Here is a 15,258-nt window from a genome sequence, read left to right as displayed (position 1 = left end):
CGCACCCCCTGAAAAATGGGAGCCTGCTCAAAACCACGTGGAAATGCTTATTTCAGCCCCTGTCAATACAACCAAGGGTTCGCGCAAGGCTGATTTTTCACGTGATTTCAGAAGCTTCTTTGACAAATGGCTTAATTCGGCCATTACATCGATCATGGATAGTCAGAGTCAGGCACCCACAAGGCTGAACCAGTCATCCTCGCTAATAACTTCTAAACCAAGTTCTTCAGCTTTCTTCAACTTGGATCCCGCGCCAGGACCGGCCACAATCAGATCCGTTTTCTTTGAAACCGAACCTGAAACCTTGGCACCGAACCGTTCAGCCATGGCTTTCGCTTCATCCCGCGTCATGCGCTCAAGGGACCCGGTAAAGACAACGGTCTTGCCTGCGACCGGGCTGTTACCGGTATCGACAACTTCCGCCTCTTTCGGGGTCACTTCCTCCAGAAGTGCAGCGAGCTGCGCCAGATTGTGTTCCTCCGCGAAGAACTCCGTCAGCGCTTCCGCGACAATACCGCCGATGCCATCAATGTCATTGAGGTCCCGCCAGGCTTCGCCGGTCTGATCTCCAGCCTTCACCATCGCCTGCGAAAAGGCCTCCCAGGAGCCGTATGCCCGCGCCAGCAGCTTGGCGTTGCCCTCGCCCACATGGCGGATGCCGAGCGCAAAGATGAAACGGTGCAGATCGATGGAGCGGCGTTCATTGATGGCCGCAAACAGATTGCGCGCCGAAACAGCGCCCCATCCCTCCCGGTTGCGCAGTTTGGTCAGCGCCTGGCGGTCGCGCGCTTCCAGGGTAAAAATCTCCGCCGGGGTGGTCACAAAACCGTCGGCATAAAAAGCATCGACCTGCTTGTCACCGAAGCCCTCGATGTCAAAGGCATTGCGCGACACGAAGTGTTTCAGCTTTTCCGTCGCCTGGGCCGGACAGATCAGACCGCCGGTACAGCGCCGGATCGCATCACGCCGGCCGGTCTTGGCATTTTCCTCGCGCACCGCATGACTGCCGCACGCGGGACAAACCGTCGGAAATTCGAAAGGCTCCGCCCCTTCCGGGCGCTTGGCAAGGTCCACATCCACGATCTGGGGGATGACGTCGCCCGCACGCTGGATCTTCACGGTATCGCCAACGCGAAGGTCCTTGCCTTCGCGGATCGCCTCGCCGTTAGGCCCGATGCCCTTGATGTAATCCTCGTTGTGCAGGGTCGCATTGGAGACAACCACACCGCCAACGGTCACCGGCTCCAGCTTGGCGACGGGTGTCAGTGCCCCTGTCCGTCCGACCTGGATCTCGATATCGTTGAGCAGCGTGAAGGCCTGTTCGGCTGGAAACTTGTGCGCAATCGCCCAGCGGGGGGAACGGGAGATAAAGCCAAGCCGCGTTTGCAAATCGAGACGGTCCACCTTGTAGACCACGCCATCGATGTCATAGCCAAGCGTCGCCCGTTCTTCCTCGATGCCGTGATAGACCTTGACCAGCTCTTCGACGCTCTCGCACCGCTTCATCCGGTCATTGATGACAAAGCCCCAGTCCCGAAAGGCTTCGACCATGCCCATCTGGGTGTCTGCCGGCATCTCGCTCATGTCGCCCCAGGCATAGGCAAAAAAGCGCAGGGGCCGCGAGGCGGTGATTTCCGGGTTGAGCTGACGAAGTGAGCCGGCCGCCGCGTTGCGCGGATTGGCAAAGGTCTTGCCGCCATTGGCCTCCATGCGCGCATTGAGCGCCGTGAAATCCGCATGGGCCATATAGACCTCGCCCCGGACCTCGACCACATCCGGAACGTCGCCGGAAAGCTCTTTGGGAATGTCGGCGATCGTGCGCGCGTTGGCGGTGACATTCTCTCCCACCGTGCCGTCTCCGCGCGTCGCGGCGCTAACGAGCTTTCCCTTCTCGTAGCGCAATGACAGGGACAGGCCGTCGATCTTCGGCTCTGCGGTGACCGCGAGCACGCCCATCAACGGATCAAATTTCAAAAACCGCCGCACCCGGCCAACGAAGTCGCGAACATCATCGTCGTCAAAGGCGTTGTCCAGCGACAGCATCGGCACCTTGTGGGTGATCTTGCCAAAGCCATCAGACGGCTCGGCGCCCACAGTGCGCGAAGGACTGTCCTCTCGCACAAGACCGGGAAACCGTGCTTCGATCGCGCCATTGCGTCGACGCAGCGCATCGTATTCGGCATCGGAAATGACCGGTGCATCCTCGCCGTGGTAGCGCTTGTCGTTCTCGGCAATTTCGACTGCGAGCCGATGCAGCTCGGCTTTTGCCTCCTCTTCAGAGAGGGCCTCAACAGCGGTCATTGCAGCAGAAGTTTCGGTCATGATCTCATCACGCAATCAAGGGCGGGGCCGCTGGGAATCCGGCTGCCCCCATATGGACAGCTGATCGCTTAACGGAACCAAAGTCCAGTCTCAAGGGTTGATCCATCAAGAAGTCGGACGGGGAAACCGGTTCCCGGCGAGAGCACAGGAGATCTTGAAATGGCTTATCAGGACCGAGAGACGTCCAAAACGGAAACAGCAGCCCTGGGCGCAGGCTGGTTCATTGCCGGCGGCCTCGCTGTCGCCCTCATCATTGGCGGCATTCTTTATACCAACGGCTACTTTGGCTCGAACGATGAGGTCAGCATCGAACTGAATCTGCCGAATATGGACACGAAGACAATTACGACGCCAATTCCCGGCACCGATGACTAACAGCCAAGAGGGATCAAACCGAACGCGGCACGTTTAATCTCTACTGCGCCGCTTCGGCAATCAGCTTGCTGGCTGCCGCCCGGGCTTCCTCGGTGATGGTGCTGCCGGCAAGCATCCGCGCGATTTCCTCGCGCCGGTGATCTTCGTCGATCAGGCGAACACGCGTCGCAACCCGCTCCTTGTCCGCAGCTTCCTTCGCGATCAGGAAATGGCCTGCAGCCCTTGCTGCGACCTGCGGAGCATGTGTAACCGTGAGAACCTGAACATTGGCAGCGAGACGAGCCAGCCGCACGCCGATGGCTTCGGCCACGGCCCCGCCTACACCGGTGTCGATCTCGTCGAACACCAACGTCGGCGCGGAGCCCTTGTCTGCCAGCGACACCTTGAGCGCCAGCAGAAAGCGGGACAGTTCTCCACCGGACGCTACTTTCATCATGGGCCCGGGCCGGGTTCCCGGATTCGTTTGGACGTGAAACTCCATCTGGTCGATGCCGGACCGACCACGCGCTTCCGGATCTCGCGTTGTCTCAACGATGAACCGGGCACGCTCCAGTTTCAGCGCCGGCAGTTCTGCGCCCACAGCCTTCTCCAGCGCTCGCGCAGCTTTCTGGCGCTTGTCCGAAAGCTTCATGGACCTGGCGTCATAAGTCTCTTTTGCCTTGACCGCCGCCGCCTCCAAAGCAGCAAGCTTGTCTTCGCCGGCATCCAGATCAGCAAGGTCAGCGCTCATCCGGGCACAGAGCGCTGCGAGCTCATCAACCGGAACAGAGAACTTGCGCCCTGCAGCCCGCAGCGCGAAGAGCCGCTCCTCGACGGTTTCCAGTTCCCTTGGATCGAAATCTGTCTCGCGAAGAGACGTTTCCAGCCCGCCACGCGCATCCTCGAGGCTATCGAGCGCTGAAGCCAGCGCCCTCACAGGCGCATTGAGCAAATGCGGCACCTGGTCGGCCTTGCGCTCCATACGGCGCAGGAGGCTGGACAGCTCGGGGATCGGGGATGCACCACCATTGAGCGTCTCGAAAGCATCATTGAGATCGCCGGCGATCTTCTCCACCTGCATCATGGTGGTCCGGCGTGTCGCCAGGTCTTCCTCTTCACCGCCCACCGGCGCCAGCCGCGTCAACTCATCCACCGCAGCCTTGAGGTAATCGGCTTCCTGGCGCGCAGTCTCTATTCTTGCCGTGTGATCGCGGACCGCTTTTTCCGCCTGCCGGTAGGTTGAATAGGCATCACCGACCCGCTCCACATCGTCGTGGAGGCCTGCAAAGCTGTCGACAAGCTGGCGATGACTTTCCGGATCGACCAGCGCCCGGTCGTCATGCTGACCATGGATCTCGACCAGTAACGCACCCGCCTGCTTCATCAGGCCGACGCTGACCGGTTGGTCATTGACAAAGGCTCGTGTCCGTCCGTCAGAGGTCTGGACGCGGCGCAAGATGATGTCTCCGTCGTCCTCGACATCATTCTCCCGTAACAACTGACGAACAGCGTGATCGCCAGGCACGTCAAAAACGCCTGTCACCTGTCCCTGGCTCTCGCCATGGCGCACAAGATCGGCATCTCCTCGCCCGCCGATCGCCAGTGACAGCGAATCGAGCAGGATGGATTTGCCCGCGCCGGTTTCCCCGGTGAGCACGGACATTCCGTTTGAAAAATCGAGATCGAGACGGTCAATCAGGACAATGTCGCGAATGGCCAGCGTCACGAGCATGGGCAGGAAGCTCCGGATCCAGGTCAGTAGTCCACTAAGATCAGAAGACGTTGATACCCCTGAATGCCTTGCTGATCCAGCTTCCACTGTCTTCAGAGGGTTCATATCCCCCTTTGTTCAACAGCGAATAGGCATCCTTGTACCACTGGCTGTCCGGGAAGTTGTGCCCAAGGACAGCTGCAGCAGTCTGCGCTTCACTCACAACACCAAGCGCATAATAGCCCTCGGTCAGGCGAAACAGGGCTTCTTCGACGTGTCGTGTGGTCTGATAGTGAATGACCACGGTCTTGAAGCGGTTGATCGCTGCAATGTAATTGCGCTTTTCCAGGTAATAGCGGCCGACCTGCATTTCCTTGCCGCCCAGCTGATCCTGAACGACGCGCAGCTTGGCTTCTGCATCAGAGGTATATTCCGAATCAGGGTAGCGCTGCAGCAGCTCGTTGAAGGCAGACCTGGCCTTCTCGGTGGTTTCCTGGTCCCGGGTGATGTCCGGCATTTGACGGAAATAGCTCTGCCCGATGATGTAAAGCGCATAAGCTGCGTCTTCGTTGCCCGGATAGAGCGTCAGGAACCGCCGCGCCGCGCTGATGGCTTCGGCATATTTGCCGCGCGAGAAGTTCACATAGGCCATATTGACCAGCGACTTCTTGGCGTACTCGGAATAGGGGTAGAGCTTGTCGAGTTCTTCAAACTTCTTGCTGGCCGGTGCCAACCTGCCCTGCGCACGCAGCGCAAGGCCTTCATTGTAGAGAACTTCCGGCGGCGTATCGTTCAGCGCCAGGTCATCAAGGTCGTCTTTCGACGAGCAAGCCGCGAGAGCCAGGGGAATCGCAAGCGCCGCGATCTTGAGGATGCCGGTCGTCGGCTGACCTGCTTCCAGGTTCACCTGTTCATCCATCTGGCGCCAATTCATCAATTTCACCCCAAGCACTCCTCGCCTGTTCAATCGGCCCGCAAGCTTCGCGACAGGTTCATTTGGCAATTATGACTGAAGGTGTTTAGCGGAAATCAACTGCTTCCGTCACGCCCCAGAACAGCCATGTGTCGCTTTTTTTGAGCTTTTTTGTGGCAAGCGCGAAAAACGGCAGTCTGACAAACACGAGCTGAGAGCGAAGTTATGAGCCAGATCAGGAAACGTCCGGACCAAATGCGGCCGCTGCAAGCCCTACAGTCTCGGCATGGCCAGCTTCGCGAAAAGCAGGCGCCTCCACGATTTCGAACGCGTCCTTGTCCTCAAACAATTTGACGAGGATCGCGTGGTTCATCTTGTGGCCGCCCTTGTACGAGCGGTAGAGGCCAAGAATCGGCAGCCCTGCAAGCGACAGGTCTCCCACCGCATCGAGCGCCTTGTGCCGGGCAAATTCGTCCGACCAGCGAGTGCCTTCCGGATTGAGAACCTTGTCATCCGCAATCGCAACGGAATTCTCAAGTGAGGATCCGAGGGCAAAGCCCATCTTCCAAAGCTGCTCGACGTCCTTGACGTTGCCGAAGGTGCGCGCACGCGAAAGATCCGACCGGAACACATCCGGTGTCATGTCGGAGGCGAATTGCTGCCGGCCGATCAACGGTGTGTCAAAGTCGATGGTGATGTCGAAATGAATGCCGTTGTAGGGCTGAAGCTCGCACCAGGCGCTGCCGGTATCGACACGAACCGTCTTCTTGACCCGCAAATAACGACGGCCACGATCCAGACGCTTCAGTCCAACCTGATCGATCGCTTCCACGAAAGCAGCACTGCTGCCGTCCATGATCGGCATTTCAGGGCCATCAATCTCGATCAGAAGATTGTCGACGCCAAGACCGCTGAGCGCAGCCATGAGATGCTCAACCGTGGACATGCCGTTGTCGGAAGGATCGCCGAGGACTGTCTGCAGGGACGTTTGTGTCACGTTTTTCCAGAGCGCCGGCATTTCGCGTGCGTTTTCCACGTCGGTCCGCTGGAACACGATACCGGTCCCTGCGTCTGCTGGCACAAGCGTGATCGACGCCGGTTTCCCCGAGTGAACACCGATACCTGTCAGAGTGACCTGATCTGCAATGGTGGTCTGGCGATCGATGTGCTGTGTCATATGGCTGCCCGGTTTGTCTGAGACCTCGTCAACAATTCGGTGGAGTTTTGAAACCCTTACGATTTGTTAACGATCACGAGTTGGGCAGAACATACCCACAAGACAGCCTGACTTGAAATAAAGCTTTATTACGCTTTGTAACGCTTGTCACAGATGCAAGCATTTGTTTTCTATGCGTAAATTATAGAAACAAAAACGGCTCGATACATTCGCATCGAGCCGTCTGATTTGTCAGGACCGGATCTGGCAGGGAATCAGTTTGACTGACGCCGCAAGAAGGCCGGGATCTCAAGCTGATCATCATCCATCGGTGCCGGAGCCTTGGGGCTTGCACGTCCGGTTGTGTCCAGCTGACCGGCAGCACCATGAGCGGCAGGCCGTGGGGCGGGACGCGGTGCCGGCGCTGCAGCAACAGGTGCCGGGCGCGCTGCCTGAACCGGAGCCGTCATATGCGGCTGCTCTTCATGATGCAGAGCCTCATGCTCCTCATCGAGCTCATCCTTCCGGCCGAGACCGCTGGCAAGACGGCGCAGCAGGCCCATCGGGCGACGCTCGTCATCATGCTCGTCGAACTCGCCGTCGAATGTGGCTGCGGGCTGAGCTGCAGGGGCTGCCTGAGCTTGTGCCGGAGCCGGAGCGGCTGCAGGCGTCTGCTGGGACAGAATCTCACGCTGGGCAATCGGCGGGAAATCCTCGACCCGAGGCATCCGCGGAGCCGGGCTGTGCTGCTCGGCCACCGGCGGAATGTAAGGCTTGCTGATCGGCTCGGCATCCATTTTAGGTGCCGGTGTCTCTTCCTCGACATTCACCAGAGGTGTCTTCTCGTTCATCAGCTCTTCAGAGGGCTGAAACGGCTTGATCTCGACTTCCGGATCGCTCTCGGCTGCAACCGGCGCAGGGATCGCAAGTTCGCGTTCAAGACTTGCAACCGCGCGGGCTGCAACATCCTCAACCCGCGGCTTGGCTGCGACAGGCGCAGCGGCCGGAGCAGCCATCTCGACCGGCTTGGGCGCGATCGCTGGCTTGATCTCAGACTTTCCCAGGAATTCCGCTTCGGCCTCCCGGTCGATGCCGGTCGCCACGACGGAAACGCGGATGATGCCGTCAAGGCTCTCGTCAAAGGTCGCGCCGAGAATGATGTTCGCGTCTGAATCCACTTCTTCGCGGATACGGGTCGCAGCTTCATCCACTTCGAACAGCGTCAGATCGTTGCCGCCGGTGATGGAGATCAGCAGACCCTTAGCGCCCTTCATGGAGGACTCGTCGAGCAGCGGGTTCGCAATCGCCGCTTCAGCTGCCTGCTGAGCGCGGTTCTCGCCACTGGCTTCGCCGGTGCCCATCATCGCCTTGCCCATGCCGCGCATGACCGAGCGCACATCAGCAAAGTCGAGGTTGATGAGACCTTCCTTGACCATCAGGTCGGTGATGCAGGCAACACCGGAGTAGAGCACCTGGTCGGCCATGGCGAAGGCGTCCGCGAAGGTCGTCTGCGCATTGGCGATACGGAACAGGTTCTGGTTCGGGATCACGATCAGCGTGTCGACGTTGCGCTGCAACTCTTCGATGCCACTGTCCGCGATGCGCATGCGGCGCGCACCTTCGAACTGGAACGGCTTGGTGACAACACCAACGGTCAGGATGCCCTGCTCGCGAGCTGCACGGGCAATAACCGGGGCTGCGCCTGTACCGGTGCCACCGCCCATGCCGGCGGTGATGAACACCATGTGCGAACCGGAAAGATGATCGTTGATTTCGTCGATCACCTCTTCAGCGGCTGCCGAACCAACCTCAGGCTGGGAGCCGGCACCGAGACCCTCGGTCACAGCCACGCCCATCTGGACGAGACGTTCCGAGTGGTTCATGGCCAGCGCCTGTGCATCCGTGTTGGCGACGACAAAGTCGCAACCCTGGAGGCCTGCAGTGATCATGTTGTTGACGGCATTGCCGCCCGCTCCGCCGACGCCGAAAACCGTAATACGCGGCTTCAGCTCCTGAATGTCGGGCATCTTCAGGTTGATGGTCATGTTGTCCTCGCGACCCTCTGGGGCTCCCGCAACGGGATGTCCCTCTTCTTCCCTAATCTCGTCAGCCGTTACCGGCGGTTCCTGTCCTGCGCTCATTTCGTCAGAAGCTTTCCCTGATCCACTGACCGACACGGGCCAGATAGCCAGATTGCCCTGTCCACCCGGATCTGCGGTTCCTGTGCTCGAACTGCTCGATCTGGGCAACTTGCGGGTAGATCAGGAGGCCAACGGCTGCGGCAAAAGCCGGGCCCTTCGCAGCCTCCGGGAGACCGGCAACGCCAAGCGGCCGGCCAAGACGAACGTTACGCCCCAGGACCCGGCGCGCAACTTCACTCAAACCCGTGAGCTGACTGGCACCACCAGTCAGAACGATCTGTTTGCCAACCCGGCCGGCAAAGCCGGAGGCAGTCAGGCGATCACGCACAAGTTCGAGGATTTCTTCCACGCGCGGACGAATGACACGTGTCAGCGCCGAACGGGGAATCTGGTTTGGCAGATCGCTATCACTTTCCAAAGCCGGAACCGTGAGCATGTCGCGGTCATCGGAGGAACTGGCAAGAGGCGATCCATGAAGGGTCTTCAGCCGCTCTGCGTCCTGCAGGCGCGTGGCAAAGGCCCGTGCGATATCTGTTGTAACGTGGTGTCCACCGACGGCGATGGCATCAAGGTGCACCATGTGGCCTTCGACAAAGACGGACAGTGTCGTCGTTCCGCCGCCCATGTCGATGCAGGCAACGCCGAGTTCGGTCTCGTCATCGACAAGCGTCGACAGACCACTTGCGAAAGGTGTTGCAACCATGGTTTCGACGTGAAGGTGGCCGCGGTTGATGCAGAGCTCGAGGTTGCGGACAGGAGCGACTTCGGTCGTCACAACCTGCATGTCGACGCCCAGCTTCTGGCCCATCATGCCGCGCGGATCGCGCATGCCGCGGTTGCCGTCGAGCGAATAGGAAATCGGCAAGGCATGGGTCACTGCCCGGCCTTCCGTCACCGAATGGGAAGACCCGGCCGAAAGAACCCGCTGGATGTCGGCTTCCGTGACAGCGTCGCCGGCAAGCGGAACGCCTGCGGAGAAAATCTCGCTTTGAAGGCGGCCACAGCTCACATTGGCGATCAGGGATTCAACCGTCACGCCGGCCATGCGCTCAGCTGAATCCACCGCAAGCCGGATTGCCTGTTCGGCGGCATCCATATCAACGACAACGCCGGACTTGATGCCACGCGAGCGCTGGTAGCCGTAGCCCAGAACTTCGACGGAATGAGACCGGCCAGCCAGAATGTCGGAATCCTCGCGCGGTGTAAGCTTGGCAATCAAGCAGCACACTTTGGTCGAACCGACGTCGAGCACAGACATGACAACCGCGCGGCGTCCGGGAAGCGGGCGCATGCGCGGAAGGTAAAGGGAGGATCCGGAGCGGCTCATGTATCTCGCTCCAGTTTCACCAATTTCTCGTCACTGCCGCTACCGGCCTTTCTACGTGCAATCGCATCGTCTGAAAGCCGCACCACCACCCGGTCGGCAAGACGCATATCTACGGCCGCGATGTCGCGTGTCAGAAGACCGGACTCCGCATCCATCTCGACCACATCGGCCAGTGCGGTTTCGACGTCATTTTCCGGCAGGCGAATGGAAATGCCGTTTTCCAGCATCAAATCCCAACGGCGTTGGCCCACCAGGAAGGCAGCCCGAACACGCGAGCGAAGCTCAGGCACCGTATCGAGCGCGGCCATGATCTCACCGGCCCTGCGCTGTGCGCCATGGTTCACCACCAGAAGCAGATTGGCATAACGTCCATCCACTTCATCGGTGATCACGTCACCCTGCTCATTGATGATCGAGACAAGTTCTCCGCGCTGCCAAAGCGCATAGGGAATCCGCTCGTCGAGCTTGATCTGCAGCGTGCCCGGATAGAGCTTCATCACCGAGGCTTGCTTGACCCAGGCGATTTCGGTAAGACGCTCGCGTGCAGCCTCAGCATCAAAGAGAGCCAGAGACGACCCTTCCTGAATTTCGAGCGCTTCGAGGATCTGGAATTCATTGGTTTCGCGCTGGCCGGAGAGCTTGACGGTCTCGATGCCGAGGCCGCCCGCGGACAGAAGTGCGTCAGACACTTCCCTGCCATAACCGCCAAGGACGATGCCGTAGCCGATGGTGAGGGACAAAAAGGCGAGCGCCGCCGCGGAACCGGTCCAGCTCGGCAACTGGGCCAAACGGCCCGCCGCGCGCCAGACTGGCTGCCGGTGCAAACGTGACACGCCACGTCCCCGCGGAGCCAGTTCGGCCTCCATCGGAGTGAGCTCGTCTCGTTCGTATTTGCGCCTTAGCGACAGCAACTTGCTTCCTCTACCATCCAACTGACCAGGTCCTGAAAACCGATCCCCTCATGCGCCGCAAGTTCGGGCACCAGAGAAGTAGGCGTCATGCCTGGTTGTGTGTTCACTTCGAGGCATATCAGCTCGCCAGTGCCGTCTTCCCGCTCGTTGAATCGGAAGTCCGCTCGCGAAACACCACGGCAACCGAGAGCCTGATGCGCCTTCAGTGCCAGTGTCTGTACTTCTTGGTAAACAATCGGTGAAATTTTTGCAGGAAGGATGTGTTTTGATCCTCCATCCGCATATTTCGCATCAAAGTCATAGAACCCTGGACCGGTGGGGACGATGTCGATCACACCAAGGGCACGGTCCCCCATCACGGCACAGGTAAGCTCCCGCCCGGGGATGTAGCGTTCGCACATCAAAACGTCGGGATACGGCCAATCCGAGCCGGTCAGCTCCTGTGGTGGATGGGCCTGATCTTCCTTCACGATGAGCACGCCAAAACTCGATCCTTCGTTGATCGGTTTGATCACATAAGGAGGGTCCATGGGGTGCTGATTGCCCACATCGTGACGATTCACAATTAAGTGTTGAGTAACCATAACACCGGCCGCCGACATGACCGCTTTGGCCTTGATCTTGTTCATCGCCAGCGCAGAGGCCATGACACCCGAATGGGTGTAGGGAATATCAAGCACCTCCAGGACACCCTGAATGCACCCATCTTCACCGAAGGGACCGTGAAGTGCGTTGAACACAACGTCGGGCGACAGTGCCTTCAAAACAGCTGCAATATCGCGGTCCACATCGATGCGGCTGACCTGATAGCCCGCCTTTTCAAGGGCATCCGCACACTCCGTTCCGGTTGACAGGCTGACAGGCCGCTCATGGACCCAGCCACCCATCAGGACAGCAACATGTTTGCCGGACATCAGCCTTGCTCCTTGTGTGCACCCAAAAAGGGTTCGATCGCATCGCCTTCACCAAAATGGCCAAGCCGTTTGATTTCCCATTCGAGACGAATGCCCGAATGCTCGAACACGCGTTTGCGTACTGTCTCGCCGAGACGTTCCAGATCAGCGCCGGTCGCCCGACCCGTATTGATCATGAAATTGCAGTGCATCTCTGACATCTGCGCACCGCCGACGCTCAGACCTCGGCAACCCGCAGCATCGACCTCTTTCCAGGCAGAAGTGCCCGGCGGGTTCTTGAAGGTCGAACCTCCGGTCTTTTCGCGGATTGGCTGGGCGCGCTCGCGATGCGCGACAACCTCGTCCATTTCCTGCCGGATCACGTCCTCCGACACGGCCTCGCCCTCGAAAACCGCTTCAGTGAAGATCATGTCCTTCGGCGCTTCGGAGTGCCGATAGGCATAGTTCATGTCCGCGTTGCTCAGCACGTGACGATGACCCTGTCGGTCTATGCCGATCAACTCAACCATACGGTCGCGCGTTTCCGTGCCGTGGGCGCCCGCGTTCATACGCAAGGCACCTCCGACACCGCCAGGAATCCCCGTGTAGAAGGCAAAGCCGCCAAGACCGGCCTTTGCCGCCGCCTCCGAGAGCCGCTTATCAGGAACAGCAGCACCAACCTTCAAACGATGATTTCCGACCTCTTCGATGCCGCCAAACCCTTTGGCACTGAGGCGGATCACCACGCCTTCAAGCCCGCCGTCCCGGATCAGCAGATTGGACCCAAGGCCAACCGGAAGGACAGGAATGTCCTCAGGAAGCCGGGACAGGAAAGTCGCAAGATCAGCTTCATCTGCGGGCTGGAACAGGAGCTGAGCCGGTCCGCCGACGCGGAACCAGGTCACTGCCGACAGCGGCTGATTGGCTGTCAGCTTGCCCCGAATGCCCTCGCCCAGGCCGGGGTGAGTTTCGAGGAGGTCGGGAAAACTCACGCACCGCCCTCCTGCAAGCGCCTGAGACCATCAGGCAAGGCATAGGCCCACTGAGTGATGTTCCCTGCCCCAAGGCAAATGACGTAATCGCCTGGTTCAGCCAGCTCATGCACAAGGTCAGCCAGTTTTTCCGGTCCCTCGATGGCATGGACCGACCGGTGTCCGCGCGTCTTCAGTCCGGATACGAGATCCAGATGCCCCGCTCCCTCGATAGGCTGTTCCCCTGCTGCATAGACCGGCGCGACAATCACCGTGTCCGCATCATTGAAGCAGCTTGAGAAATCATCAAAGAGGCTTTCCAACCGCGAGTAGCGGTGCGGCTGAACAACGGCAATCACCTTGCCCCGGGAGGACTCCCTTGCAGCGTGAAGCACGGCACGGATTTCCACCGGATGATGCGCATAGTCATCAAAGACGTCGATCCCGCCCGCAGTGCCTGTATGCGTGAAGCGCCGTTTAACGCCGCCAAATGCGGCAAGACCCTTTCGAATGTCGTCAGGCCCGACACCAAGCTGTGAGGCAACTGCGATGGCAGCCGTTGCATTGGAGACATTGTGCAGCCCGGGCATCGGCAGCACCAGGTTCTCCAATGCCACCGTCTCACCGCTGCGCCGGTCGCGGATAGCAACCGAAAATGTGGACTTGCCGCCATCCATCGATACATCCGTGAACCGGACGTCTGACTGAGGGTTGGAGCCATAGGTGACGATCCGGCGGTCCTCGATCTGACCGATCAGAGTTTGCACATCCGGGTGATCCAGGCACATGGCCGCGAAGCCATAGAAAGGCACGTTCTCGACAAATTGGCTGAAGGCCGCTCGAACGCCAGCAAAGTCGCCGTAGTGATCCAGATGCTCAGGATCGATGTTCGTCACCACCGCAACATCCGCAGGCAGCTTGACGAAGGTACCGTCACTTTCGTCGGCTTCGACCACCATCCAGTCGCCGTCGCCCATGCGGGCGTTGGTGCCATAGGCGTTGATAATGCCACCGTTGATTACCGTCGGATCAAGACTTCCTGCGTCCAGCAGCGCCGCAATCATGGAGGTAGTTGTAGTCTTCCCGTGGGTTCCCCCAACCGCGATGGCCTGTTTGAAGCGCATCAGCTCAGCCAGCATCTCGGCCCGGCGCACGACCGGGATCAACCGCTCGCGCGCAGCGACCAGCTCCGGGTTGTCCTTCCTGATCGCCGAAGACACCACCAGAACTTCGGCGTTAGCAAGGTTTTCGGCAGCATGACCAACCATCACCTTGATGCCGTGCTCACGTAGCCGGACAACATTGGCGTTTTCAGCCATGTCCGAACCCTGAACCGTATAGCCAAGCGTCTTCAGCACTTCGGCGATGCCGCTCATGCCGATGCCCCCGATGCCGACGAAGTGCACCGGCCCGATATCCTGCGGCATTTTCATGTGCCGTCTCCCTTGAACGTGTTTGCGCCAGCGGCGACCTGCTCCACCAGATCGGCCAAACGGCCGACGGCATCCGGTCTCCCCTCGCCAACAGCGACCTCTGCCGCCTGTTTCAATATGTCTGGCGCGCTCATCAGGCGCGCGATTTCATCAGCCAGCTTGTCGGGTGTCAGCTCCGACTGCCGGATCGGCCAGGCGCCGCCCACGGCCGCCAGCGTCTCAGCATTGACCAACTGGTCCTGATCAAGCGCTCCAGGAAATGGGATCAGAATTGCTGGCCGGCCGATGACGGCCAATTCACTCACGGTGGAGGCTCCCGAGCGGCTGATCACCAGATGGCTGTCTGCAATTCGTTTTGGAATATCCTTGAAAAAGGACTTTAACTCTGCGTCCACCTTCATGTCCGTATAGGCCTTGCCGACACGGGCCAGATCTTCAGGACGGCATTGCTGCACCAGCTTCAACTTGCGCCGCAGAGCATCAGGCAGTTTCTCCAGCGCCGGCGGCAGCACATCAGAAAAGAACCGAGCCCCCTGCGATCCGCCAAACACGAGAAGGTGGAACGGGCTTTCGGGCGCCAATTCAGGATAAGGCGCTTTGGCGACTTCGACCACCGCGTCGCGAACGGGATTTCCGGTCTGGACACATTTGGCCAAGAGAGCCGAATGAAGACCAGATAGCTTCAGGCTCGTCGCGATTGCGGTCGCTCCACGTGCGAGCATCTTGTTGGCCCGGCCCATCACACCGTTGGCTTCGTGCAGGATGGATGGTGTTCCGGTCAGCCGCGCAGCGAACATGGGCGGAAAGGTCGGATAGCCGCCGAAACCAACCACGACATCCGGTTTCAGTCGCTTGACGATCCCGCGTGCTTGCAATGTTCCCTGAAGCAGGCTGAGTGCTGTCTTCGCGAGTGCCACAGGAGATTTTCCACGAAGCGTCTCGGAAGCAACGATATGCACCTTTCGCGCGGGAAACGCATCACCGTATTTGTCGGCGCGCTCATCCGTTGCCAGTTCAACAATATGGCCACGACGACCAAGTTCGCTGGCAAGCGCCTGGGCAGGAAAGAGGTGGCCGCCAGTGCCGCCCGCTGTTAGCAAAATAGTCTTGGTCATCGGCTTCCTGC

General features: G+C 59.5%; 12 protein-coding genes. 1 reads left to right on the top strand and 11 read right to left on the bottom strand.

The features are described from left to right. Positions 1-168: 168 nt before the first annotated feature. A complete protein-coding gene (gene ligA, locus ABJZ52_RS10570) occupies positions 169-2,322 on the bottom strand; it encodes an NAD-dependent DNA ligase LigA (protein ID WP_348188035.1) in 2,154 nt (717 codons plus the stop codon). Positions 2,323-2,481: 159 nt separating this feature from the next. On the opposite strand from ligA, the gene ABJZ52_RS10565 reads away from it, so the two are divergent. After that, complete coding sequence (locus tag ABJZ52_RS10565; protein ID WP_348188033.1) at positions 2,482-2,697, top strand: hypothetical protein; 216 nt, start codon at positions 2,482-2,484, stop codon at positions 2,695-2,697. Between the two features lie 40 nt (positions 2,698-2,737). Here the strand turns inward: ABJZ52_RS10565 and recN are convergent, their stop codons facing one another. The 10 genes from recN to murG form a co-directional block, all read right to left on the bottom strand. After that, the gene (gene recN / locus ABJZ52_RS10560; protein WP_348188030.1) at positions 2,738-4,408 is read right to left on the bottom strand and encodes a DNA repair protein RecN; all 1,671 of its coding nucleotides are present in this window, start codon (positions 4,406-4,408) and stop codon (positions 2,738-2,740) included. A gap of 40 nt (positions 4,409-4,448) precedes the next feature. Then, complete coding sequence (locus ABJZ52_RS10555; protein ID WP_348188150.1) at positions 4,449-5,306, bottom strand: outer membrane protein assembly factor BamD; 858 nt, start codon at positions 5,304-5,306, stop codon at positions 4,449-4,451. A gap of 229 nt (positions 5,307-5,535) precedes the next feature. Continuing rightward, the gene (lpxC, locus tag ABJZ52_RS10550) at positions 5,536-6,477 is read right to left on the bottom strand and encodes a UDP-3-O-acyl-N-acetylglucosamine deacetylase (RefSeq protein ID WP_348188028.1); all 942 of its coding nucleotides are present in this window, start codon (positions 6,475-6,477) and stop codon (positions 5,536-5,538) included. A gap of 254 nt (positions 6,478-6,731) precedes the next feature. Then, positions 6,732-8,501, bottom strand: a complete 1,770-nt coding sequence (gene ftsZ / locus ABJZ52_RS10545) for a cell division protein FtsZ (protein WP_348188147.1) — start codon at positions 8,499-8,501, stop codon at positions 6,732-6,734. Between the two features lie 100 nt (positions 8,502-8,601). After that, positions 8,602-9,924, bottom strand: a complete 1,323-nt coding sequence (gene ftsA, locus ABJZ52_RS10540) for a cell division protein FtsA (RefSeq protein WP_153768253.1) — start codon at positions 9,922-9,924, stop codon at positions 8,602-8,604. Next, positions 9,921-10,835 carry a cell division protein FtsQ/DivIB gene (locus ABJZ52_RS10535; RefSeq protein WP_348199975.1) on the bottom strand — a complete coding sequence of 305 codons (915 nt, stop codon included), beginning with the start codon at positions 10,833-10,835 and terminating at the stop codon, positions 9,921-9,923. The genes ftsA and ABJZ52_RS10535 overlap by 4 nt, the downstream gene beginning before the upstream one ends. Then, positions 10,823-11,749, bottom strand: coding sequence for a D-alanine--D-alanine ligase (locus tag ABJZ52_RS10530; RefSeq protein WP_348188022.1), 927 nt, complete (start codon positions 11,747-11,749; stop codon positions 10,823-10,825). The genes ABJZ52_RS10535 and ABJZ52_RS10530 overlap by 13 nt, the downstream gene beginning before the upstream one ends. Continuing rightward, the gene (gene murB / locus ABJZ52_RS10525) at positions 11,749-12,720 is read right to left on the bottom strand and encodes a UDP-N-acetylmuramate dehydrogenase (protein WP_348188021.1); all 972 of its coding nucleotides are present in this window, start codon (positions 12,718-12,720) and stop codon (positions 11,749-11,751) included. The genes ABJZ52_RS10530 and murB overlap by 1 nt, the downstream gene beginning before the upstream one ends. Further along, positions 12,717-14,132 (bottom strand): UDP-N-acetylmuramate--L-alanine ligase, encoded by a 1,416-nt coding sequence (gene murC / locus ABJZ52_RS10520; RefSeq protein ID WP_348188018.1) that lies wholly within the window; start codon positions 14,130-14,132, stop codon positions 12,717-12,719. Before murC ends, murB begins: the two co-directional genes overlap by 4 nt. Further along, positions 14,129-15,247: an undecaprenyldiphospho-muramoylpentapeptide beta-N-acetylglucosaminyltransferase gene (gene murG, locus ABJZ52_RS10515; RefSeq protein WP_348188016.1), complete on the bottom strand. Its 1,119-nt coding sequence runs from the start codon at positions 15,245-15,247 to the stop codon at positions 14,129-14,131. Before murG ends, murC begins: the two co-directional genes overlap by 4 nt. Positions 15,248-15,258: the final 11 nt, after the last annotated feature.

Origin of the sequence: Roseibium sp., assembly GCF_039982295.1 — a bacterium.
GTDB lineage: Bacteria > Pseudomonadota > Alphaproteobacteria > Rhizobiales > Stappiaceae > Roseibium.
The sequence above is the reverse complement of the archived record's forward strand: the minus strand, read 5'-3'. Positions and strand labels throughout refer to the sequence as shown.